The 22,587-nt window shown below is 66.1% G+C and carries 22 protein-coding genes and 1 tRNA gene; 5 read left to right on the plus strand and 18 right to left on the minus strand.

From position 1 onward, the window contains the following. Window positions 1-3: 3 nt before the first annotated feature. Both VGI62_RS22490 and VGI62_RS17645 read right to left on the minus strand, forming a co-directional pair. Complete coding sequence (locus tag VGI62_RS22490; protein WP_414695702.1) at window positions 4-234, minus strand: FitA-like ribbon-helix-helix domain-containing protein; 231 nt, start codon at window positions 232-234, stop codon at window positions 4-6. A 137-nt stretch (window positions 235-371) separates the two neighbouring features. Then, window positions 372-448: transfer RNA gene (locus VGI62_RS17645), tRNA-Arg, on the minus strand. A gap of 116 nt (window positions 449-564) precedes the next feature. On the opposite strand from VGI62_RS17645, the gene dctA reads away from it, so the two are divergent. Beyond that, window positions 565-1,872: a C4-dicarboxylate transporter DctA gene (gene dctA, locus VGI62_RS17650; RefSeq protein ID WP_331505853.1), complete on the plus strand. Its 1,308-nt coding sequence runs from the start codon at window positions 565-567 to the stop codon at window positions 1,870-1,872. Between the two features lie 93 nt (window positions 1,873-1,965). Here dctA and VGI62_RS17655 read toward each other — a convergent pair whose 3' ends face one another. The 10 genes from VGI62_RS17655 to VGI62_RS17700 all read right to left on the minus strand — a co-directional run bounded on the left by VGI62_RS17655 (window position 1,966) and on the right by VGI62_RS17700 (window position 11,066). Further along, window positions 1,966-2,475, minus strand: a complete 510-nt coding sequence (locus VGI62_RS17655; protein WP_331505854.1) for a CarD family transcriptional regulator — start codon at window positions 2,473-2,475, stop codon at window positions 1,966-1,968. Between the two features lie 314 nt (window positions 2,476-2,789). Next, complete coding sequence (gene fdxA / locus VGI62_RS17660) at window positions 2,790-3,131, minus strand: ferredoxin FdxA (protein WP_331505855.1); 342 nt, start codon at window positions 3,129-3,131, stop codon at window positions 2,790-2,792. 164 nt (window positions 3,132-3,295) lie between these two features. After that, window positions 3,296-3,589: an RNA-binding S4 domain-containing protein gene (locus VGI62_RS17665; RefSeq protein ID WP_331505856.1), complete on the minus strand. Its 294-nt coding sequence runs from the start codon at window positions 3,587-3,589 to the stop codon at window positions 3,296-3,298. Further along, a complete protein-coding gene (locus VGI62_RS17670; protein ID WP_331505857.1) occupies window positions 3,586-6,132 on the minus strand; it encodes a helicase-related protein in 2,547 nt (848 codons plus the stop codon). Before VGI62_RS17670 ends, VGI62_RS17665 begins: the two co-directional genes overlap by 4 nt. Window positions 6,133-6,174: 42 nt before the next feature. Continuing rightward, window positions 6,175-6,585: a cytidine deaminase gene (gene cdd, locus VGI62_RS17675; protein WP_331505858.1), complete on the minus strand. Its 411-nt coding sequence runs from the start codon at window positions 6,583-6,585 to the stop codon at window positions 6,175-6,177. Window positions 6,586-6,641: 56 nt separating this feature from the next. Further along, window positions 6,642-7,388: a 5'-methylthioadenosine/S-adenosylhomocysteine nucleosidase gene (mtnN, locus tag VGI62_RS17680; RefSeq protein WP_331505859.1), complete on the minus strand. Its 747-nt coding sequence runs from the start codon at window positions 7,386-7,388 to the stop codon at window positions 6,642-6,644. Window positions 7,389-7,403: 15 nt separating this feature from the next. Beyond that, the gene (locus VGI62_RS17685; RefSeq protein ID WP_331505860.1) at window positions 7,404-8,537 is read right to left on the minus strand and encodes an ABC transporter permease; all 1,134 of its coding nucleotides are present in this window, start codon (window positions 8,535-8,537) and stop codon (window positions 7,404-7,406) included. Beyond that, complete coding sequence (locus VGI62_RS17690; RefSeq protein WP_331505861.1) at window positions 8,534-9,451, minus strand: ABC transporter ATP-binding protein; 918 nt, start codon at window positions 9,449-9,451, stop codon at window positions 8,534-8,536. Before VGI62_RS17690 ends, VGI62_RS17685 begins: the two co-directional genes overlap by 4 nt. Further along, on the minus strand, window positions 9,448-10,413 hold the full coding sequence (locus VGI62_RS17695) for an HlyD family secretion protein (protein ID WP_331505862.1): 966 nt from the start codon (window positions 10,411-10,413) through the stop codon (window positions 9,448-9,450). The genes VGI62_RS17690 and VGI62_RS17695 overlap by 4 nt, the downstream gene beginning before the upstream one ends. After that, window positions 10,410-11,066, minus strand: a complete 657-nt coding sequence (locus VGI62_RS17700) for a TetR/AcrR family transcriptional regulator (protein ID WP_331505863.1) — start codon at window positions 11,064-11,066, stop codon at window positions 10,410-10,412. Before VGI62_RS17700 ends, VGI62_RS17695 begins: the two co-directional genes overlap by 4 nt. Window positions 11,067-11,480: 414 nt before the next feature. On the opposite strand from VGI62_RS17700, the gene rpmB reads away from it, so the two are divergent. Further along, complete coding sequence (rpmB, locus tag VGI62_RS17705; protein ID WP_331505864.1) at window positions 11,481-11,777, plus strand: 50S ribosomal protein L28; 297 nt, start codon at window positions 11,481-11,483, stop codon at window positions 11,775-11,777. A gap of 207 nt (window positions 11,778-11,984) precedes the next feature. Here the strand turns inward: rpmB and VGI62_RS17710 are convergent, their stop codons facing one another. Both VGI62_RS17710 and cobT read right to left on the minus strand, forming a co-directional pair. Next, a complete protein-coding gene (locus tag VGI62_RS17710; protein ID WP_331505865.1) occupies window positions 11,985-12,728 on the minus strand; it encodes a dienelactone hydrolase family protein in 744 nt (247 codons plus the stop codon). A gap of 85 nt (window positions 12,729-12,813) precedes the next feature. Further along, complete coding sequence (cobT, locus tag VGI62_RS17715) at window positions 12,814-14,763, minus strand: cobaltochelatase subunit CobT (protein WP_331505866.1); 1,950 nt, start codon at window positions 14,761-14,763, stop codon at window positions 12,814-12,816. 173 nt (window positions 14,764-14,936) lie between these two features. Between cobT and VGI62_RS17720 the strand changes: the two genes are divergently transcribed. Beyond that, window positions 14,937-15,116 (plus strand): DUF1328 family protein, encoded by a 180-nt coding sequence (locus VGI62_RS17720; RefSeq protein WP_331505867.1) that lies wholly within the window; start codon window positions 14,937-14,939, stop codon window positions 15,114-15,116. A 169-nt stretch (window positions 15,117-15,285) separates the two neighbouring features. Here the strand turns inward: VGI62_RS17720 and VGI62_RS17725 are convergent, their stop codons facing one another. Together VGI62_RS17725 and cobS are read right to left on the minus strand one after the other, a co-directional pair. Further along, on the minus strand, window positions 15,286-16,470 hold the full coding sequence (locus VGI62_RS17725; RefSeq protein WP_331505868.1) for a DUF3089 domain-containing protein: 1,185 nt from the start codon (window positions 16,468-16,470) through the stop codon (window positions 15,286-15,288). Between the two features lie 97 nt (window positions 16,471-16,567). Beyond that, the gene (gene cobS / locus VGI62_RS17730; RefSeq protein ID WP_331505869.1) at window positions 16,568-17,569 is read right to left on the minus strand and encodes a cobaltochelatase subunit CobS; all 1,002 of its coding nucleotides are present in this window, start codon (window positions 17,567-17,569) and stop codon (window positions 16,568-16,570) included. A 331-nt stretch (window positions 17,570-17,900) separates the two neighbouring features. Between cobS and VGI62_RS17735 the strand changes: the two genes are divergently transcribed. Then, the gene (locus VGI62_RS17735) at window positions 17,901-18,773 is read left to right on the plus strand and encodes a TauD/TfdA family dioxygenase (RefSeq protein ID WP_331505870.1); all 873 of its coding nucleotides are present in this window, start codon (window positions 17,901-17,903) and stop codon (window positions 18,771-18,773) included. A gap of 8 nt (window positions 18,774-18,781) precedes the next feature. Here the strand turns inward: VGI62_RS17735 and VGI62_RS17740 are convergent, their stop codons facing one another. After that, window positions 18,782-19,246, minus strand: coding sequence for a hypothetical protein (locus VGI62_RS17740; RefSeq protein ID WP_331505871.1), 465 nt, complete (start codon window positions 19,244-19,246; stop codon window positions 18,782-18,784). A 150-nt stretch (window positions 19,247-19,396) separates the two neighbouring features. Between VGI62_RS17740 and VGI62_RS17745 the strand changes: the two genes are divergently transcribed. Then, window positions 19,397-21,451 carry a M13 family metallopeptidase gene (locus VGI62_RS17745; protein WP_331505872.1) on the plus strand — a complete coding sequence of 685 codons (2,055 nt, stop codon included), beginning with the start codon at window positions 19,397-19,399 and terminating at the stop codon, window positions 21,449-21,451. Window positions 21,452-21,455: 4 nt separating this feature from the next. Here the strand turns inward: VGI62_RS17745 and VGI62_RS17750 are convergent. Further along, window positions 21,456-22,587: amidohydrolase family protein (locus VGI62_RS17750; RefSeq protein ID WP_331505873.1), on the minus strand; the 1,132-nt coding region annotated here is incomplete at its 5' end.

The raw sequence follows: 22,587 nt of genomic DNA on the forward strand, positions 1-22,587 counted from the left end.
CGATCATCTAACGTCGCGCTCAGCACGGATGGCCTGGGCCGGTGACATGGAAGGCGCTGTTTCCGAGCGTCGCGCCAATCGAGCTCGCAACTCATCAAGCGTCGGTCGTTCTGCCACTTGGCGAATCTCACTGAGGAGGTATTCGGACAGCGACATGCCCGCCAAAGCCGCCCGCGACTTAAGCTGCCGATGCAGCGGGTCCGGCACGTTGCGAATTTGGATCATTGTGGACATGCAGTGAACATGCGCACATGCGGATCACATGTCAAATGAAGATGCGCGCCCACTTTCGGTCGTTCCTTAGTGCGGTTGTCACCTATGTCTTCGGTACGATCTGTCACCCATGTGTCCGGACTGGACACCTGAGGAAGTGGCGGCCCGGGAGGGACTCGAACCCCCGACCTTAGCTTTAGGAAAGCTCTGCTCTATCCGGCTGAGCTACCGGGCCACTTGGCGCGACCGATGCCACGCTCAGCGCCGGGCGCCAAGCCTTGCCAGCGGAACGATTGCGGGGCCGGGGTATCGGCCATAGCCTCCGGCCCGAGTCAGCGGGCGGGGCGACACATGGGTTTTGTGAGACACTTTCGCGTCCTCTACGTGCAGGTCCTCCTCGGCGTGCTCCTCGGCGTCCTGGTCGGAGTGCTCTGGCCGCAGTTCGGGGCGTCTCTGAAACCTCTGGGCGATGCCTTCGTCAAGCTGATCAAGATGGCCGTAGCGCCGGTGATCTTCTGCACAGTGGCCGGCGGCATCGCTCGCATGGGCGACGTGAAGGCCTTCGGTCGGCTGGGCGCGCGCACCTTGATCTATTTCGAGGTCGTCTCGACCTTTGCGCTCGTGATCGGCCTCGCGGTGGGCAGACTGGTGCAGCCGGGGCGCGGCTTCAACGTCGACCCCGTGGCCCTCGATCCCAAGATCGGAGCCGAATACCTGGCGAAAGCCCAGCACGGCCAAAGTCTGGTCGACTACCTCCTCAACCTGATCCCCGACACCTTCGTCGGAGCTTTCGCGCAAGGCCAACTGCTGCAGGTGCTGGTGATCGCGGTCCTGACCGGGTTTGCCTGCACGAAGCTGGGGGAATTCGGGGAGCGAGCTGCTGGCGTACTGGACGACATCGCCAAGCTGGTTTTCGGCATCATCGGGGTGATCGTGCGATTGGCGCCGATCGGCGCCTTCGGAGCCATGGCCTTCACCGTCGGCAGGTACGGGCTCGGCGCCCTGGTCAATCTCGGCGCCCTGATAGCGACCTTCTACCTGACCAGCATCCTCTTCGTGCTGATCGTGCTGGGCGCCATCGCCAGGTACTTCGGCGGCTTTTCGATCTTGAAGTTCCTGCTCTACATCCGCGAAGAGTTGCTGATCGTGCTCGGCACCTCCTCCTCGGAATCGGTGCTTCCCCTCATCATGGCCAAGTTGCAGCGGCTGGGCGCCGGTAAGGGCACCGTCGGCCTGGTCATTCCGACGGGCTACAGCTTCAATCTCGACGGCACCAACATCTACATGACGCTTGCCACGCTGTTTCTGGCCCAGGCGACCAACATCCATCTGACGCTCATGCAGGAGCTCAGCCTCCTTGGTGTGGCGATGCTCACCTCCAAGGGCGCGAGCGGCGTCACGGGCGCAGGCTTCATCACGCTTGCGGCCACGCTTGCCGTGATCCCTGACCTGCCCATCGCAGCGCTTGCCCTGCTGGTCGGCGTCGACCGCTTCATGAGCGAGTGCCGCGCGCTCACCAACCTGGTGGGCAACGGCGTGGGAACCCTGGTGATCGCTCGCTGGGAAGGCGACCTTGACCGCCAGCAACTGTCGCGCGAACTCGATCGTGGGCCGAGCCCCGAACCCGCTGCGCTGGTGGCCGCAACTCAGGTCGACTAGAGCTCTGGAAGCACATTGCGGCCGTTGTTGTCGCTATACGAAAACGCCCGGCGGATGCCGGGCGTCTCGCAAAATCCGATTGTCGGGGCGATCCTAAGCGGCGACCGCCTTCACGAGCGACTTGTTGAGGATGCCGATGGCCGCGTCACGGTCGATACGCTCAATAGCGGCGACTTCGCGGGCCATGCGGTCCAGCGCCGATTCATAAAGCTGGCGCTCGGAATAGGACTGTTCCGGCTGGTTCTCGGCGCGATGCAGATCTCGCACGACCTCGGCGATGGAGATCAGGTCGCCGGAGTTGATCTTGGCCTCATATTCCTGCGCACGGCGCGACCACATGGTGCGCTTCACACGCGCGCGGCCCTTCAGCGTGGTGAGCGCCTGGGTCACGACGTTGGTTTCGGCCAGCGCCCGCAGGCCTGCCGTGCGCGCCTTGGCGGTCGGAACTCGCAGCGTCATCTTTTCGTGGTCGAAGGTGATCACATAGACTTCGAGCTTCAGACCGGCGACTTCCTGGGTTTCGATCCCCTGCACCTGACCGACGCCATGGGCTGGGTAGACGACGTGGTCGCCAACCGAGAAATCGTGACCGTTCTTGCTCATCGAGACACCCTCTCAAAAGACCAGGTCCGGACTGTGTTCGGACCTCTGACGCGTTTACGCCAAGCGACAAGGCCACGCTCTCCGCGAAGGAACCGCGGCGGCATCGTCGTTGGTGCGGAAGTAGACCTCTTAGACACCCTTCGCCGGTCGCCGGAGCTATCCCTCATGGACTGCGCCGCAACGGCACTCTTGGAACACGATGGGCCGGGCGAATGCCGGAGCGCCACATCGTGTAATACCGTAACACAAAATTAAGCGGAATGAAAGGCTTGCCCTGGCAGGCCCGCGCCCGACAAATGCCGGGCGGTTACGGCTCAGGAACCGCGGCCGGGTTTTTCGGAGAAGTATTTCTCAAGCTTGCCGGTCTCGCGCTCAAAAGCTTCCGCATCGGCGGGCGGCTCGCCCTTCACTGTAATGTTGGGCCAGATCTTCGAATATTCAGAGTTGACCCGCAGCCATTTACCGTCGGCGTCGTCCTCGGTGTCAGGCTTGATCGCATCCACCGGACACTCCGGCTCGCAAACGCCGCAGTCGATGCATTCGTCTGGATTGATGGCCAGGAAGTTCTCGCCCTCGTAGAAGCAGTCCACGGGGCACACCTCCACGCAATCCATGAACTTACATTTGATGCAGGGATCCATCACGATGTAGGTCATGGCGGGCGCTTCGGACTCCGTGCGCAACCAGGTGCGGGGCGCGGGTTTTTCACGGTCCGGGGCTGGCTTGTCAATGGCGCGGCCCGCGAGTTTCTACGAGGAAATCTGGATTGTGGGATAGGCGGGCGTGTCAGCGTGCAATGAGGCGGCGTCTGATCGTCACCTCAAGGCGCCTCCAGCGTGGAATATAGCGCGCGTGCTTCGGCCGGCGGGCCGCGGCGTTCGCCAAGCCCGGCGACCGTTATGGCGATCAGCCGTCCGCCCAACGCGAACACCAGGCTGTCGCCGACCTTCACAGGGCGGGCGCACTTGTCCAAGCGGCTTTCGTGGCCGGCGCGTGTCAGCCGTACGCGCCCTTCGTCGACGAATTTGGCGGCCAGTGAACGTGTCTTGAAGAAGCGGGCGCGCCATAGCCAGACGTCAGCCCTGGCGGCGTCCCTGGTGGTTTCGTCGCTCATGCACGCGATGCCCTGGACCTGCGCCGGCGACGCGGCCGGCGTGCGGGCGCGGGTTCGTCCTTCAGCGCGGCGAGCGCCGCAAAGGGCGAATGAGGCGCGACGAGGGGCTTGTGCTCAACAGCAAAGTCGCGCTCGAAACGGCGCCGCCAGGCCGTGGCTTCGCCGCGCCGCCTAATGGCCGCAAAGCCCAGGCTTTTCAGGATCTCCTGCGCCTCTTCGGAGCTCCAGCCCAACTCGTCGCGCGCCTGGTCCGAGAGTACGACGCCGCCGCCCTGCTTGACGCCGGCGCGCAGCAGTTCGTCGAGCCGCTCAAGGTCTTCCACGGGCGCGGCCAGGCGCCCCACGGCCCTAAGTCCGAACGCTGCGAGCGTCCGGGGCGAGGGCGCGGGGTCGGGCAGGCGGCTGACCTGGTCGGGCGCGGGCCGCCAGCCGGGAACATCGCGCGGGGCCAGCGCCTGGGTGAGCGCACGCGCCTGCGCATTCAAGAGGCCCGGGAGGTAGACGGAAAAGGCTCCCAGTCGCACGCCTAGCCCCCTCAGGGCGCGGCGCTCCACCTGACTGAGCGCGCGGGTCTCCGCCCTGACCTGGTTTCGGTCCAGCACCCCGCCGGCCTCGAGCAGACGGAAAGCCAGGCCGCGCGCCAGGCCCTTGATCCGGCCCTCAGCCACGGCGGCCTCCAGCTTGCGCAAGGCGCCTAGCCTGCGTCCCGCTTCGCCGGCCACAAAGGCCTCCAGTCGCTGCGTCGCCCGCTGGCGCGCCGCATCGTGGCCGAGTTCCCCCAGCAACCGCACGCGGGGCTTGAAGGGCTCGCCGCCGGCCAGCACGCCTGCTACCTCGCCACGCCATAGGATCGCCCCGTCGGGCGCGAGCGAGAAGGCGTCGTCCGACTCGGCGGCCAGCTTGCCCAATCTCCGAGCGATTTCGGGACCCACGGCGTGGGTGGCTGCCGCACGCAGCGCCTTTTCTTCCAGCACCGAAGATCCCTGCGCCGGCTCGAACCGCACGCCCGTGAGCCGGCCGACGAAATGACCCTCGACCGTCACGGCGCCGTCTGCGGCGACGCCGGCCAGCATGTCGTCGCGGACCCTCAAGCCCCGCATCAGGGCGCTGGTCCGCCGATCGACGAAGCGGGCCATCAGCTTTTCGTGCAGGGTGTCTGAGAGCCGGTCCTCGAGGTTTCGCATCCTGCCCTGCCAGCCCGTCGGGTCGGCGAGCCAGCCGGGGCGGTTGGCGACGTAGGCGAGCGTGCGGACGCTGGAGAGCCGCGCCGCAAGCGTGTCGATCTCCCCGTCGGCGCGGTCGAGTTGTCCGTATTGGCGAGCGATCCAGTCCTCGGGAATGCGCTGGCTCCCGGTCGTCAGGTGCAGGAAGAACTCCTTGGCCAGGCTTGTGTGCTCCTCCAGCGCGAGCTTGCGGAAGTCCGGCGTCTGGCAGACGTCCCATAAGCGTTCGATGGCCGCGCGGCCACGAGCGCGCCCGGCGATCTGCGGGTCCTGGGCCAACTGGCGCAGGGTCGTCTCATCGAGCGCTTCGGCGGATAACTTCAAGCCCTCGCTGGCGGGCGTTTCGGCGAGCGATCGCAGCAGGTTCGGCAGCGAACCAAAGTCCAGTTTCGAGTTGCGCCACTCCGCTCCAGTAACCGGCTCGAAACGATGCTCCTCGACCGCGCGAACGAGGTCCTCGTCCATATCCTCGGCCTCGCCGGTCACGCCAAAGGTTCCGTCGCGTAGGTGGCGCCCGGCGCGACCGGCGATCTGACCGACTTCTTGCGGATAAAGGAAGCGCGTGCGCTTGCCGTCGAACTTGCGCAGCCCGGCGAAGGCGACATGGTCGACGTCCATGTTCAGCCCCATGCCGATGGCGTCGGTGGCCACCAGAAAGTCCACTTCACCAGACTGATACAGGGCCACCTGGGCATTGCGGGTGCGCGGCGAAAGCGAGCCCATAACGACGGCTGCTCCGCCACGTTGGCGGCGGATCAGTTCGGCGATGGCGTAGACCTGGTCGGCTGAGAACGCCACGACGGCGGAGCGACGCGGCAGCCGCGTCAGCTTCTTCGGGCCTGCGTAGGTCAGCGCTGAGAACCGCTCGCGGGTTACGATCTCGGCATGGGGCAGGAGCCGGCGGACCAGAGGCGCCATTGTCCCGGCGCCGAGCAGCATGGTCTCGGCGGTTCCTCGCGCGTGCAGCAGGCGATGGGTGAACACATGTCCGCGCTCAGGGTCGGCGCAGAGCTGGATTTCATCCACCGCCAGGAACTCGACTTCGCGCGACAGCGGCATCGCCTCGACGGTGCAGACATAATAGTGCGGCCGCGGCGGGACGATCTTCTCCTCGCCGGTGATCAGGGCGACCGCGCGGGCGCCGCGAAGCTTGACGATCCGGTCATAAATCTCGCGCGCCAGGAGCCGCAGCGGCAGGCCAATCATGCCCGAGGCGTGGCCCAGCATCCGCTCTACCGCCAGATGCGTCTTTCCGGTGTTGGTGGGACCCAGCACCGCCACCAGTCTCGGCGGAGCCGCGCCCGAGGGGCGGTCGCTCATGGTGCTGAATTTGGGGTCCCGAAAAGAGTCGGGCAAGCTTCGCTAACCGCGACGAACCTGCGCAGCGTCGAGACGGAAGCCGAACGGCAACAGTTGGTCGATCGATTGGCGCCCGATTTGGCCCGCAGGCGAGATAGTGACCACCTCGCAGCCCTCACTAGCGAACTCGAAGATCTTCTGTCGGCAACCCCCGCATGGCCAGACCAGCCCCGGAAGGGAGGAGGCTATGTAGACGCAGCGGATCTGCTTGGCGCCTTGCGTGATCGCAGCGGCTATGGCGCTGGCTTCGGCGCAAAGTCCCTGCGGATAGGCGGCGTTTTCGACATTGACGCCGAAGCGCAAGCCTCCGTCTTCGGCTTCCACCGCCGCGGCCACCTGCACCCCTGAGTAAGGCGCGTGGGCGTGCGGCAAGAGCCGACGAAGCTCCGCGGCGATCGCTAGGGTGTCGGTCATCAAGAGGGACGTCCGAAAGCAAAGCCAAGGGACGGAAAAGTCTAGCTAGTTCCCGGTCAAAGGGAAATGTCTTCGCGCGTACGCAGAATCCCAAGCAACTCCAGGACGCACAGTGCAGAGTTGTGCGCTGCCATTTGCGCCGTCTGAGGATAGGTGAGGTGGCTCTCCGAGCCGGCCAGGTCCGAGAGGGTGCGGATCACGTAGAGAGGGACGCCCCACGCCTCGGCGACCTGGTTCACCGCGCCGGACTCCATGTCGATACCTTCGGCGGCGAAGCGGGTGTGGAGCTGGTCGCGAGTCTCCGTGCAGTTCAGGAAATAGTCGGCGGTCAGGATTCCGCCCAGCCGCACCGGCGTCTCCAGCTTGGCCCGCAGAGTGTCTGCCAGCCGCGCCAGCGTCACCGCCACGCCTTTCGGAACTGGCGATAGCGCGTCCAACTCCGGGGCCCCCAGCGGGACCAGGCCAGAGGCCGTGGCCGTGAGCCGCCCGCCGGTCATAACGCCATAGTCGTGGATCGCGAGCCTCTCGGCCAACAGCACCGAGCCCACGGGCAACCCCGGATCAAGGCCGCCCGCCACGCCACAGAAGATCAGGGCCCTCGCGTCAAACAGGCTGAGCAACAAAGTGGCGGCCGCAGCGGCGTTGACCTTGCCGATCCCCGCCTGCGCCAGCACCAGCGGCTCGCCGTCATGCCGGCCCCTCCAGACCCTGGTCGGGCCATGACGCTCCGGCTCAGGATCGACATCCAGGCGGCCTCGCAGGGCGGTGATTTCTTCGACCGTGGCGCACAGGATCGCAAACATCGGACACGATTTAGGTCAGTCGAGCGTGCGGCGATACCGCGCCATCGCCAGCGCCGTCACGATGCAGACAAACGCCAGAAGAGCCAGCAACTCGCGCCAGGTGTCGTCCAGGCCTTGCCCCTTGAGCAGAGCGCCGCGCACGACCCGCAGAAAATGGGTCACGGGGATCGCCTCGCCCAGCACCTGCGCCCAGCCGGGCATGCCGCGGAAGGGGAACATGAACCCGGAAAGCAGGATCGAGGGGAATATGTAGAAGACGCTCATCTGCATGGCCTGCAGTTGGGAGCGCGCAACGGTCGAGATCAGAAAGCCCAAGGCCAGTGAGCCCACGATGAAGAGTCCGACGCCTGTGGAAAGGCCGATCCAGCCCCCGGCCATGGGCACCCCGAAGAGCAACCGGGCCAGGACCAGAATGATCACCGTCTGCACCAGGCCGATCACCACGTAAGGCGCCAGCTTGCCGGCCATAACCTCCAGCGGTTCGACCGGCGTGGCCAGCAGGGACTCCATGGTCCCGCGCTCGGTTTCGCGCGTGACGCTGAGCGCTGTCATCATCACAAGCGTCATCGAAAGGATCACCCCCAGCAAGCCGGGGACGATGTTGTAGGCGGTGATCGCCTCAGGATTGTAGCGGGCGTGGACGACGACCTCGAAGGGCGCGACGCCCTGGCCACGGGCGCTAAGTCCACCCTTGAGGTCGTGGCTAAGCGCCTGCTGCGGCAGGGCCGCCAGCGCCGCGACCGCTCCGCCGGTCGCCGAAGGGTCGGTCGCATCGGCCTCCACCAGCACCTGGGCCTGATCGGCGCGCGCCACGCGGCGCGTGAAGTCGCCCGGTACCGTCACGGCGAACTGAACGCGACCTTGCCGGATCATCTCGTCGAGCTCGCCGGGGGAGCGGGCCTGGGCGATCAGGTCGAAATAGGCGCTGGTCTTGAGCGCGCCGACAATGGAGCGGGCGAAGACACTGTTTTCCTGCACCAGGACTGCCGTGGGCAGATGGCGGGGCTCGGTGTTGATCGCATAGCCGAACAGCAGGAGCTGGATCACCGGCAGGCCCAGCATCATCGCGTAGGTCAGCCGATCTCGGGTGAGCTGTTTGAATTCCTTGATCATCACCGCGGCGACGCGGCCGGCGGAGAAGCCCGTCATGCGAAGTTATCCTCCGCTTGGCCCATCAGCTTGATGAACACGTCCTCCAGTGTCGGCTCAACCTCAGTCCAGCGATAAGGGGCCTTGCGCCAGGGGTTGATGGCCGCCTCCAAGGCGCGCCGGTCGGTCCCGCTGATGTGCACCGCCGCGCCAAACGCGGCGGCGGTTTCTACGCCTGGCTTGCCCTCGAGGTGGTGCGCCAGCTGAGCGATGTCGGGTCCTTCCCCATGGAACGTGATCAGGTGGGAGCCCTTGACCACCTCCTCGGCCGTGCCGCGCGCGATCAGCCGGCCGTAGCTGATGTAGGCGATCTCATGGCAGCGCTCCGCCTCATCCATGTAGTGGGTGGAAACCAGGACTGTCAGGCCCTGGCCGGCCAGCTCGTGGATTTCGTCCCAGAAGTCCCGGCGCGCCTTGGGATCCACGCCCGCGGTGGGCTCGTCGAGCAGGAGCAGTTTCGGCTCATGAAGGGTGGCCGAGGCGAGCGCCAGCCGCTGCTTCCAGCCGCCCGAGAGCTCGCCCGCGAGCTGGGCGCGGCGGTTCGCCAGGCCGAGCCGCCGCAGCGCCTGGTCCACGCGCTCGCCGGGATGGTCCAGTCCATAGATGCGGGCTGTGAACTCCAGGTTTTCGGCGATGGTAAGGTCTTCATAGAGCGAAAACCGCTGAGTCATGTAGCCGGTCTGCCGCTTGATCCGGTCAGACTGGCTGATGATGTCGAAGCCGAGGCAGGTTCCCGAGCCTGAGTCCGGGGTCAGGAGACCGCAGAGCAGGCGAAGCGTCGTGGTCTTTCCAGAGCCGTTGGGGCCCAGGAAGCCACATATCCGGCGCTCATCCACCTCGATCGAGAAGTCCTGCACGACGTGCTTGGCGCCGAAGCTTTTGTTGAGGCCCTTCACGTCGATGGCGAGGGTCACCCAAGCGGCTCCACGTCAACCGGCTGGCCGGGGTTGAGCCGAACCGTCGGCAGCGCTTCGACGAGGAAGACCAATCGGTCCCGCGCCTCGCGGCTGTAGATCACCGGCGGGGTGAATTCCGGGCGGGGCGAGATGAATATGATCTTCGCCGTCATACCCTTGGCGCAACCGTCGCAGCCGAAGCGCACGATCCCCCCGATGTGATAGGCGCTGAGCGCGGCCTGCGGCACGAAGAACCTGACCTTGATGCGCTCGTTCGGCAGCAGGGAGAGGATCGGCTGGTTGGCCGGCGCCCACTCTCCTTGCTGGAAAAAGACATCCTCGACGCGCGCGGCGGCTTTGGCGACAGGGGCGTTGTCCGCGAGGCGGGCGGCGGCGCCGGCGAGACTAGCCTGAGCCTGTTGGACACGGGCATCGGCGGCCTGGATCTGGTCGGCGCGGGCGCCCAGCCGCGCGGCGGCCTGCTGCTTGCGGGCGGCCCGCAGCTCGGCGTCGGCCGCCTCTGAGGCGCCTCGAGCGTCGTCAAGAGCCTGCTGCGACTGCACGCCCGTGGTGAAGAGCGAGGTCATCCGCTGATAGGTGATCCTCGCTTGCCGCGCGCGCGCGTCTGCGGCGGCGGTGTTGGCGACGAGCACCGCCAGTTCCTCGGGGCGTTGGCCCTTGCGGACGTCCACGGCCTGGGCCCTGGCGGCGGCGAGCTCGGCGGCGGCTTGGTCGCGCTGCGCCTGGGGCTGCTGCGGATCGACCACGAACAACTTCGCGCCCGCCGCGACATCCTGGCCGCGGACCACGTACATGGCTTTCACGGTCCCTGCGATCGGGGCCGCCAGATAGAGCGGTTCGCCCTCGATGTAGCCGGAGAGGATCGGGTGGCGTCCAAGTCTGGGGATCACCAGCAAGCCTGCGACCAGCCCGGCGGCCACGAGAAGCAGAACAACGACCAGCAACCTTTGACGGGTCACGTGGCGGCCTCCCTATTCTTCGGGCGCCCGGCCACCAGGCCGTCGATCATGGTCTCGATATGCTGGTGCGCGAGCGCGGGCAGGTCGAAAGGCTCCGCGCCCACCGGCACGAAGGTCTCGCGCCAGATTACGCCCAACAGCATCGGGGCGATGACTTCCAGCGCATAGGCCCGAGGGTCGCCGGACCTGACCTCGCCGCGCTGCTGGGCGGCGCGAATGGCGTCGGTCAGGGCGCCCAGAGCGTGCGCCACCAGATCGTCATGCCAGACACGGGCGAGTTGCGGAAAGTTCCCCGCTTCGCCGATCACCATCTTCAGGACCCCGCCGACGGGCAGGGTTTCGATCAGTTTGCCCACGCGCTCGGCCACAAGCCGCAGCAGCTCTTCCAGGGGGCCCGGATGGGCGGCGATCATTGCGCGGATCGCCTGGATGTTGGGTCCGATCGCCTGGGCGACCACAGCGTGGAAGATCTCTTCCTTGGTCTCGAAATAGAGGTAGAGCGAACCCTTCGAGATCCCGGCGCGCCGGGCGATCTCCTCGAGCCCCGCCGCCGCGTATCCCCGTTCCGCGAAGACCGCCATCGCGGCTTCAACGATCTCGCCGGGCCTGGCGGCTTTGCGGCGACGGAACTTCGGTTCACCAGGCTCCAGCATCGCAGCCTCGGAAATAACTGACCGGAAAGTTAGTAGTTGTGCCCAGGACAATCTGCAAGCGTTGGGTTCATCGACCTGGACCGGGCGAATCCTGATGGGCTTTTGTGAAGTCGGCTGCCGGTGGCGCGCTCCTGGCCGGGATTAACGGCAGAGCTCCGAGGCAGGAACACGGGCGAAACGAATCAGGACCGAATCAGCGACCCCGCTCGATTCGGTGTTTGTTCACCGCAACATATTGTATATCACCGGGCCTCACCCACAAGGCCCAAGCTTCGCTGTTATAGTGGAACTTCGCCGCACGGCCCTTCAATCGGCGGCCTTGCCTTGACGCGGGCGCAAGCCTTCCTCTATATCGCCCGCTCTCGCGCGGGCCCCGGCCCGCCGCGTCCCGTTCTCGCGAAGGTTTCTGATCCCATGTCGCGTCGTTGCGAACTCACCGGTGTCGGCCCGATGGTCGGCCACAATGTGAGCCACTCGAACATCAAGACCAAGCGCCGCTTCCTGCCTGCGCTGTCCCCAGCCACGCTGCAATCCGACGCGCTCGGCCAGTCCTATCGCCTGCGGATCACCAACGCTGCGCTGCGCACGCTGGATTTCCGCGGCGGCCTTGACGCCTTCCTTCTGAAGGCGGGCGATGATGAGCTGTCGCCCAAAGCCCTGAAGATCAAGCGCCAGGTGAAGGCCAAGCTCGCCGAGCAGCCCGCAGCCTAGTGGCTTAAAGAGTGTCGTTCCGGAAGGGGCCGCTGGAAACAGCGGCCTTTTCTTTATGTTCGCTGCGAGAGCCCGTCGGGGGTAGGGGGCCCTCAAAATCGGAGGAGGGGTGCCCCGATCCGAAGATGAGGCCGCGCCCTCCCGCCTCGCGGGCGTTCCCAGCCGACCACCAGCCCAATCCACGTCGGGACGGGTGCGGGGCGGCTCCTACTTGAGCACCCCATCAAACAGCGCCACGAGCTCCTGCCAATGTCGCTCTGCGGCATCCTTGTTGTAGACCGGCATGTCGGTAGGCACCCAGCCGTGCCGGGCGCCTTTCCAGATCGATACCTCTGCGTCGAGCCCGGCCGACTTCAGGGCCGCGTCCAGGCGTTCGCACTGCGCCTCATCGAAGCTTCCGTCTTCATCGGCTCCGGCGATCAGGATCTTGGCGGTCATCTTGGTCGCCAGCAGATGCGGGCTGTCTGCGGCGTCAGTCGCCATGTTGCCACCGTGGAAACTTGCCGCCGCAGCGATGCGGTTAGGGAAGGTGCCGGCAGCCCTTAGCGCTATGCCGCCGCCCATGCAGTATCCGGTGACGCCGATCTTGTCGGCCTTGGCTTTGGGTTGCTTGGCGAGCCAGTCGAGCCAGACGCCAGTGTCCTGCATTTGCTTAGCGGGGTCCGTCGAAGCGCGGAGCTTGGCGAAGAGCGCGCCCATCTCGGGGTCGCCTGCGCGGGCCTTGACGATGTCGAGAGGCGGGTAGGGCCCGGCCCGCCAGAAGACGTCAGGCAGCAGGACGTAGTAGCCGGCCTGAGCCAGCCTCTCCCCCATCTCGAACATTGCCGGTCGGATGGCGGGGGCGTCCATGTAAAGGATCGCTGCGGGCCAGGGCCCATCGCCCCGGTCTGGGGTGAAGACGAAGGCGCGGGCATTGCCCTCAGGCATGGGGATGGAAACGTCGGTCTTCATGAAATCACCTCCCGGATGGCTGCGGCTGGATCGCTGGTCGGGACGATGGCTGCCAAGGGGCCCCAGGGTCCTGCAACGAGCGGCCTCAAGCCACCGCCCTCCGCACTTCCTTGAATGTCGAGCGGCGGGCAGGCCCTGAGGGGCCCTGGGTGTTTGGGGGCGGCTGCAGGAGCCCGGCGTTGCGGCGGGTCATCCGTCGCGGCTCCTCCTCGAAAAGTTCAGCCAGCTGATCGGTTATGGCCCCGGCCAGTTGCTCCACGTCCACGATCGTGACGGCGCGCCGGTAGTAGCGGGTGACATCGTGACCGATGCCGATGGCGATCAGCTGCACAGGGCTCTTGCCCTCGATCTCGGCGATCACCTCGCGCAGATGGCGCTCGAGATAGTGGCCGGAATTTACCGAGAGGGTCGAGTCGTCCACAGGGGCGCCATCGGAGATCACCATCAGGATGCGGCGGGCTTCCTGGCGGCCGATCAGCCGTTGGTGCGCCCACATCAGCGCCTCGCCGTCGATGTTTTCCTTGAGCAACCCCTCACGCATCATCAAGCCGAGGTTGCGCCGCGCCCGCCGCCAAGGGGCGTCAGCGGCCTTATAGATGATGTGGCGCAGATCGTTGAGTCGGCCGGGCTGAGGCGGCTTGCCGGCCTTCAGCCAATCTTCCCGCGACGAGCCACCCTTCCACGCCCTGGTGGTGAAACCGAGGATCTCGGTTTTCACCCCGCAGCGCTCAAGCGTGCGCGCCAGGATGTCAGCGCAGACCGCGGCCACCATGATCGGCCGGCCGCGCATTGAGCCTGAGTTGTCGATCAGGATCGAGACCACGGTGTCGCGGAACTCGGTGTCCTGCTCTTCCTTGAAGGAGAGCGGGGCGGTGGGATCGACGATCACACGGGTCAGGCGCGCAACGTCGAGGATGCCTTCCTCGAGGTCGAAGCTCCACGAACGGTTCTGCTGCGCGAGCAACTTGCGTTGCAGCCGATTGGCAAGCCTGCTTACCACGTTCGAAAGGCTCGCAAGCTGCTGGTCGAGATAGGCTCGCAGTCGCGTCAACTCTTCGGCGTCGCACAGCTCCTCAGCCGCTACGACTTCGTCGTGGGCGGTCGTGAAGACCTTGTAGGTGACGACCTTGCCCTCGCCCTTCAGGTCCGGGCGGGCGGGCTGCTCGCCTTCGCCCATATCGGGGGGCTCGTCGGAGTCCTCGGCGTCGGGGTCATCCTCCGCCTGCATCATCTGGCTGTCGGCGTCCTCGCTCTCCCGATGGGTCGCCTCGTTCTCGTCCATCGCGGCCTGCTGCGGAGACTTGCCCTCTCCGTCACCTTCGTCGTTTTCGTCGCTGGCCTCGGGCTCGCCTTCCTCGCCGGAATCCTCGTCCTGGTCCGGCTGGTCGGGCGCGTCTGAAAGATCGTCGCCCATTTTCAGGTCGCGGATGATGGCGCGAGCGATACGGGCGAAAGCCTTTTGGTCCTGGACGGCCTCGGAAAGCCGGTCGAGGTCAGGTCCTGCCTTTGCCTCCACCTCGTCCCGGAACAAGTTCACCAGCGGCTGGGCCATCGCCGGCGGCGGCTCGCCGGTCAGGCGCTCGCGAACCATAAGCGAGACCACATCGGCCAGCGGCGGGTTTGCCAGCGCTTCGATCTGGTTGAACGATCGCTTGGCCCAGGCCTGCTCGTGCACTGCACGCAGGTTCTCGCGCACGCCGCCCAGCGCATTGGCGCCGATCGCCTCGAGCCTGGCTTGCTCGATGCCGTCGTAGATCGGTTGGCCCTGCACGGTGGCCGGCCGAGCCTTTGCATGGGCGACCGCGTCATGGTGAGCGATGCGCAGCGCCATCTGGTCGGCGAAGCCGCGAATCCGCGCAGCGTCCACGGATGTCAGGTCGCGGGGAGGATGGGGCAGCACCGCACGGTTTCCGGAGAGCTGCGGCCCCTCGCCGGAATAGACGATCTCCAGGTCCGGCGACTCAGCCAGCGAGCGCGTCGCATTGACGAGCGCGCGCTTGAAGGGCTCCAACGGACTTTCCGGGTTCTTGGCCATCGGTTCGTCTTAGATCAGGGGAGGGAAGGTGCGAAACAAGGAATTGATTTTCGCCCCTTCAGCGGCGGAACGCAGCGGCCTTCACGAAACCGCCATCCCAGGAACGCTACGGCCAAGCCGGCGTTGCTTTCCCGGGCCGCGCGCCGCGCGGCGGGCATTTGGAGGCACGCAACATGCTCAGGTGGGCTTTGATCTTCGCGCTGGTGGCCCTGGTCGCTGGCGGTCTTGGGTTTGGCGGGGTGGCGGGTGCGGCAGCCGGTGTCGCCAAGATTCTGTTCTTCCTGTTCGTCGTCGGTTTCGTGGTTTTCCTCGTCCTGGGGCTGATGGCTGGACGCAGGCTCAGGGGAAATTGAGCCCCGGCGAAGGATATCCGCTCTCTCTTGCGTTGATCCCTACCACTGCTAGGCTCCGTGAACTGGTCGCGGCCTGACAGGGGGGGAGGCGCGCAGATGCGCCGCCAGGGGGCTGTCCGGTCGCGACGGGAACGAGGGCCGGGAGCGATCCCGGCCCTCAATCGTCTTGCTACTTATTGGCGAGCCAGGCCTTGGATTCGGCGCCCACGATGTCCACCAGGTTGCCCATGGCAAGATTGGCGTCGATCAGGTGCAGGCCCCAGTCCTCGCTGATCTTGCCGTCGGGCCCGACCACGTCGCCCTCGATGGTGTCGGTGCGCGGGTCGGAGGGCACAGCGTTTACGTGCACCTCGAGGTAGGAAAAGCCGTTCTTTTCGACGCATTGAGCGCTTAGCAGGCCGGGGACCGAGATGAAGGGCGTGGTCGGATTAGGCTTGCCCTTCGCCCAGACGGTCTTCGGCGCAGAAGCCCCTGAGATCGGCGCACTGTTCGAGAGGTAGGCGTGCAACTCGCCCCGCCCGCCGGCCAGGTTCGCGGGGTTGGCGCAGGCCGCCACCTGGGTCTCGCTCGGCGCCTTGCCGAAGCGGCTGTTGGCCGGCGGGGGGATGGTGTCGCGGAAGCTCGCGTAAGCAATGACGCAGCCTGTCTGGCTGGGGCTCTTGCAGAGCGGGATGTTCTTGAAGAGGCCGGTGTCCTTCCCCTTGTCGATCGGCAGGCGCGTGCCCATTAGGATCGCCGAGACAATCTTCGCCTGCGCCGGCTTGCCGTCGATTTCCTGCTGGATCACCCGGGTGAGGACGCCCGAGCCCTGGGAGTGGCCGATCAGCACCACGCCACGGCCCTTGTTGTCGTGCGCCAGGTAGTAGTTCCAGGCGTCGACCACGTCGTTGTAGCCGACTTGCCGCACCGCGGGGTCAGTCGACCCCGGGACCGGCTTGCCAGCGATCCCAGCGCGCAGAGCGGTCAAGGTGAACTGACGATAAAGCGGCGCGTAAATCTTGCACTTCGCCCCGAACCGGGCGAGCTGCGCCTTGACCACGTTCAGCTCCTCGGGCCCCGGGTTCATGTCGGAGACCGCACCCGGATCGTTCGATACAGTCGGGTACACGTAGAAGCAGTCGATCGGCGCCTTAGGATCGGCTTTGAACGCCTCGACGATCTCCGAACCGTCCGCCTTCACTACAGTCGTCGTCAGGTCGATGTTGCAGGCGTTGCCGGCCGTCTTGTCCGGGCGGCAGAGCCAAGCCTCGGGCTTCGAATAGTCGTTCTTTGGATAGGCGGTCTGGGCGTGCGCGCCCGAACACACCATCGCAAAAGCGCTCATACCGAGCGCGGCCAGCATCTTCCTCGACATCAATCCCCCTTGGCTTCGTTAGGCAGTGGTGACTACAGGATCGCGCCGGGGGAGGCGGCGGTCCAGCCATTTCACCCGCGAAATGCGGGATTACGCCCTAAGCCACCCGCACCCGTGCGGTGCTCTCCGGCAGGTCCTGTCCGAAGGCGCGCTGGAAGAACTCGGCGACCGTGCCGCGCTCCAGTTCGTCGCACTTGTTCAGGAACGTCATCCGGAATGCGAGGGCGATGTCACCGCCGAAGATGTCGGCATTCTGGGCCCAGGTGATGACCGTCCTGGGGCTCATGACGGTCGAAATGTCGCCGTTCATGAAGGCGTTGCGGGTCATGTCGGCGACCCGGACCATGGCGTTGATTGTTCGCTTGCCGTCGGCGGTGTTGTAGGTCGGCGCCTTGGCCAGGACGATCTCGGCTTCCACGTCGTGGGCGAGATAGTTGAGCGTCGTGACGATCGACCAGCGGTCCATCTGGCCTTGGTTGATCTGCTGAGTGCCATGATAGAGCCCGGTCGTGTCGCCCAGCCCGATGGTGTTGGTGGTGGCGAAAAGGCGGAACCAGGGGTTGGGTCGGATCACCCGGTTCTGGTCGAGCAACGTCAGCTTGCCGTGCGCCTCCAGCACCCGCTGGATCACGAACATCACGTCCGGGCGGCCGGCGTCGTACTCGTCGAACACCAGCGCGATCGGCCGCTGGATCGCCCAGGGCAGCATGCCTTCGCGGAATTCAGTGACCTGCTTGCCGTCCTTCAGGACGATGGCGTCCTTGCCGACCAGGTCGATGCGGCTCACGTGGCTGTCGAGGTTCACGCGGATCAGCGGCCAGTGAAGGCGGGCGGCCACCTGCTCGATGTGCGTCGACTTGCCCGTGCCGTGGTACCCCTGGATCATTACCCGGCGGTTGTGCGCGAAGCCTGCGACCAGCGCGCGCGTTGTCTCGGGATCGAACTTGTAGGCTTCGTCGAGGTCCGGGACGTGCGGGTCGCGGGTGGTGAAAGCCGGCGCCTTGGCGTCGAAATCCACGCCGAACAGCTCACGAGTGTTGACTTCGTGGTCGGGGACCAGGGTGAGGAGCTTGTCCTCGGATGTGTCGAAGGCGGTCATGGAGCGGATCGATTACAGGCTTGCCGGGACGGAAGCAAACAGGTGTTTTGAAGCTTGAGCCAACGGCGGGCGCCGTCGTCAGCGGCGCTGGCGAAAGGTCGAGATAGGGATTGCAGCGATGAGCGACAACGAGGCGACCGCGCGGGCGTTCATCGCGGCGTGGTCTCGCCCCGACGCCGGAGAGGTCACGGGCTGCCTTGCTGTGCGGTCTTTCAGTTGGAAGGCGGTAAGATCAAGGTCGGGCGCAATGACATCTATCTTGCGACTTACAGCCCCCGCGCTCGGGGTCTGAGCGCCAGAACCCGAGGCGCTTTCAGGAGGAGGCAACGCGATGGTCACGGAAGCGACGGCGGCCAGTCGCACGGTCAAGGTGTCGCCGCAGCCTTCCGGCTTCGGCGCAGAGATCACCGGATTGGATCTATCGCGACCGTTGCCGGCCCCGGTCCTTGCCGAGGTAAAGGCCGCCTGGGCGCGCCATGGCGTCGTGGCTTTTCCTGATCAACCGCTCAGCCTCGACGCCCTGGAAGCCTTCACCCTGGAGATGGGCGCGTTCGGCGACGACCCTTTCATCAAGCCGATGCCCGGCCGTCCCAACGTGCTGGAGCTGCGCCGCGAGCCGGACGAGAAGGCGACCAACTTCGGCGCTGGCTGGCACTCCGACTGGAGTTTTCAGGACAAGCCGCCGGCCGCGACGATTCTGCGCTCTGAGGTCGTTCCGCCGGTTGGTGGCGACACGCTCTTCTGCGATTGCGCGCGGGCCTACGAGGCGCTGTCGCCGAAGATGCAGTCGATGTTGGCGCCGCTGCGGGCGATCCACTCGGCGGCGCGGCCCTATGGGACGCAAGGGGTCTTTGCGAAGGAAACCGAGAAGCGAACCCTGCAGATCATCACCTCGGCGGATGCCGAGAAGACCCGCACACATCCGCTGGTCCGAGCCCATCCCGTCACCGGCAGGAAGGCGCTCTTCATCAGCCCGGTCTACACTGTGGGCGTGGAAGGCCTCAGCGGGGCGGAAAGCGACGCGATCCTGGGCTTCCTATTCAAGCACATGGTCCAGGACCAGTTTATCTATCGGCACAAATGGCGGGCCGGCATGCTGCTGATGTGGGACAACCGCTGCACCATGCATTTCGCGGAAGGCGGCTACGACGGACACCTGCGCCTGATGCACCGTACGACCGTGGCCGGCGACACGCCAGTTTGAGAAGCCCCTCAACGCTTACGCGGCGTTCGCGTCGCCGCTGACGGGCTCTCTGCGGGCGCCGCGCAAGTAACGGCGTGGATCTGGGCCGTCAGCTCGTTGTTGACCTTGATCAACCGGTGAACGTCGTCCTGGATTTCGAGGAGCGCCTCGGCGTCCTTGTAGGTCTGCAGCGCCTGCTTGTCGGAGGCCGCGGCCGAGACTTTTTGCCCGACCATGATGACCGAGAGCAGGACCAGCTGCAGGAACGTCTGGGCGATCCAGGCGACCAGCGCTCCCGTGCCGGCCCTGATCGCTTCCGGCAAGCTGATCAGCGCCAGGATTGCGAAGACATAGGCGCACCACATGGTGCCGACGGTGTTGGTAATCAGAATGGCCAGCCGACCATTGAGGCCGATATGTTCCTGCGCTGTTAGATGGGGACCTGCCTTGGCTCGTTCTTCGATCCTAGGATTTGGTGCGTGATCAGTCGTCATCCGCTGAATACCCGATCTTGGTCAGTAAAGCCGGAATCGGCTTAGGGCTGTCCGTGAGGCGCGTCAACGAGGGGGCGCGCGCCCGAATTTTCCGGCGGACAAGCGTGCGTTGGGTCGGCAATGTCCGCCCATTCGGATTTGGGGACGTCAATGCGTAGGACAATCCTGTTTGCGGCCGCGGCCGCTGTCGTGGGGCTCTTGGGCGGAGCCGCCGTCGCGGGGCCGGAATTCGGCGACGCGGGCCTCGACCTGCCATCGATGGACAGGTCAGTCGCGCCGGGCGACGACTTCAACGCCTATATGAACGGCGGCTGGTTGAAGACCGTCCAGATCCCCGCCGACCGCTCCTCCTGGGGCGATGTGGCGCGGCTTCGCGAACAGAGCGCCGCGCGCGTGCGCGCCATCGCAGAGGCCGCGGCCAAGGCGCCGGCGTCCGCCGACCAGAAGAAGTTCGGCGACCTCTACGCGAGTTTTATGGATGAGAAGACCATAGAAGCGAAGGGCGTAGCGCCGCTGAAACCCGACCTGGCGCGGATCGCGGCGATCAAGACCAAGTCCGATCTCGCCGGCGCCATGGCCTCGCTTGAGCGTCGCCAACCGCCCTTCGGCTACGGCAGTCCGCAGCCCAGTTTCCCGGTCTATCCGAGCGTCGGGATCGACGCGAGGGATCCCACCAAGGCCTCCGCCGAGCTGCTCCAGGGCGGCCTCGGGCTGCCAGATCGCGATTACTACCTGGTCGACGACCCAAAATTCGTGGCGGCGCGCGGCGCATACCGAAGCTATCTCGTGACGCTCTTCAAACTCGCCGGGATTGCGGATGGCGAGGCCCGCGCCGATCGCGTCATCGCCTTCGAGACCGAGCTTGCCAAGACACACTGGAGCCGCATCGACAGCCGTGACCAGGACAAGATCTACAATCCCACCAGCCCTTCGAAGCTCGCCGAGGCCTCGCCCGGCTTCGATTGGGCCACCTACCTGAAGGCGGCGGGCTTCGGCGCGCGGCCGGTGCTGATCGTCAACCAGCCCTCGGCCATGGCCGGCTTCGCCAAGCTTGCTCAGGCGACGCCGATGCAGACCTGGAAGGACTACCTGACGGCCCGCGTGATCTCCAACGCCGCCCCTGTGCTGCCCCAGGCCTTCGTCGACGCCGACTTCGAGTTCCACGGCAAGGCGCTCTCCGGCACGCCGGAACTGGCGGTGCGCTGGAAGCGGGGGGTCAGCCAGGTCAACCTGGGCATGGGCGATGCGGTGGGCAAGGTCTACGCCGCCCAGTACTTTCCGCCGGCCGCCAAGGCCAAGATCGAGGCCATGGTGGCGGAGATCAAAGCGGCGATGGCCCGGCGCATCGACGGTCTCGACTGGATGGCGCCGCAGACCAAGGCGCGAGCCAAGGTCAAGCTCGCCAACCTGAAGATCGAGGTCGGTACGCCAGACAAGTGGTACGACTACTCGACGCTTTCCATCACGCGCGGCGACGCCTTCGGCAACGCACAGCGCGCCGCGGCTTTCGAGTACGACCGTAACCTCTCCAACCTGAACAGACCCGTCGACCGAGCCCAATGGTGGCTTACCCTGACCCCGCAGACGGTGAACGCCTTCAATGCCGGCTCGCTGATCAAGCTCGCCTTTCCGGCCGGCTTCCTGGCGCCGCCGGCCTTCGATCCGGACGCTGACCCGGCGGTCAACTACGGGGCTATCGGCACGGTGATCGGCCACGAGATTAGTCACAGCTTCGATGACCAGGGCGCAAAGCTCGACGAGAAAGGGCGGCTGATCGACTGGTGGACCCCTGCCGATGTGAAAGCCTTCGAGGCCGCCACGGGCAAGCTTGCGGCGCAGTACGATGCCTATGAGCCGTTGCCCGGCGTGCACCTGAAAGGGCGCCTGCAGCTTGGCGAAAACGTCGGCGATCTGGGCGGCCTGGCCGCCGCGCTGGAGGCCTACCACGCGAGCCTCGGCGGCAAACCCGCGCCAGTGATCGACGGGCTGAGCGGCGACCAGCGCTTCTTCCTGGCCTACGCCCAGGCCCACAGGTCGACCTATCGCGAGGCCTTCCTGCGCCAGCTGGTCGCCACCAACGAGCACTCGCCCGACCCGTATCGGACCTACAACGTCCGCAACATCGACGCCTGGTACGAGGCCTTCGACGTCAAGCCGGGCCAGAAGCTCTACCTGCCGCCGGCCGAGCGGGTGCGGATCTGGTGAGAGTTCACGGGCGCCGATAGACGACGCCGCCCTTCATCACGAAGCGAGGATCCTTCAGCGCCGTGATGTCCTGGGTCGGGTCACCGGCGACAGCTACGAGGTCGGCGAGATAGCCCGGCTTCACCTGGCCGAGGCTCGTCCCGCGGCCGAGGATTTTCGCATTGGTGGCCGTGGCGGCCATCAGCGCCTGCGTCGGCGTCATGCCGTCCTTCACCATCCAGGCGAGCTCGCGCCAGCTTTCGCCGTGCGGGAAGACGCCCACATCGGAGCCTGCGCCGATCGTCACGCCCAGGCTCAGCGCCAGCCGAAAGGCGCGTTCGGCGGCCTGCATGGCCGGCGTCGGCGGCGTCCTTCCGGGGACATAGTGCTGGAAGTAGATTGAGGTCGCTTCCGGGGCCGTCAGGGTGGGGATGTAGGCGGTTCCCCTGGCCTTCATCAGCCGGAAGGTCGCCTCCGAGGCGCCGTAGCCGTGCTCGATGGTGTCGACGCCGGCGGCCACTGCATTGCGAATGCCCTCGTCGCTCGCGGCGTGCACCGCGACCGGGCGGCCCGAGGCGTGCGCGATCTGCACAGCGGCCTCCATTTCCCGCTCGGTGAGCGTCGGGCGGGTCGAGCCGTCGGGGCCGGTGCGGTAGTCGGCGTAGAGCTTGATCCAGTCCGCACCCATTGCGGCCTGCTCGCGTACCGCCGCGGTCATCTCGGCCTCGCCGCTCACCTCCTGCGCGCCCTGCGGGAGGTCGATGTCGGCGCGGAAGCCCTTCTTCGGCCCATAGCTGCCGGTGGCGACGATCGCGCGGGTGGCGACGAACAGGCGGGGGCCCGCGACGATCCCTTCGTCGATTGCGCGCTTGAGCTGGACGTCGGCGTCGCCCGCACCCTCGGTGCCCAGGTCGCGCTCGGTGGTGAAGCCGCTCATTAGGGTGCGGGTGGCGTCGCGGCCGGCGCGAAGCACCCGATAGGTCGGCGCCTCCTTCAGCACCTGATCGTCCCACAGGGCCTCGTTGTAGGCGTGCAGCAGCAGGTGCGAGTGCAGCTCGATCAGGCCGGGGATCAGGGTGGCGCCCGGCAGGCTGACGGTCTCGGCCCCAGCCGGCGCCGCGACCGAGCCCTTCGGCCCGACGGCGGAGATCCTTTGA

The organism is Phenylobacterium sp. (assembly GCF_036495085.1).
Lineage (GTDB): Bacteria > Pseudomonadota > Alphaproteobacteria > Caulobacterales > Caulobacteraceae > Phenylobacterium.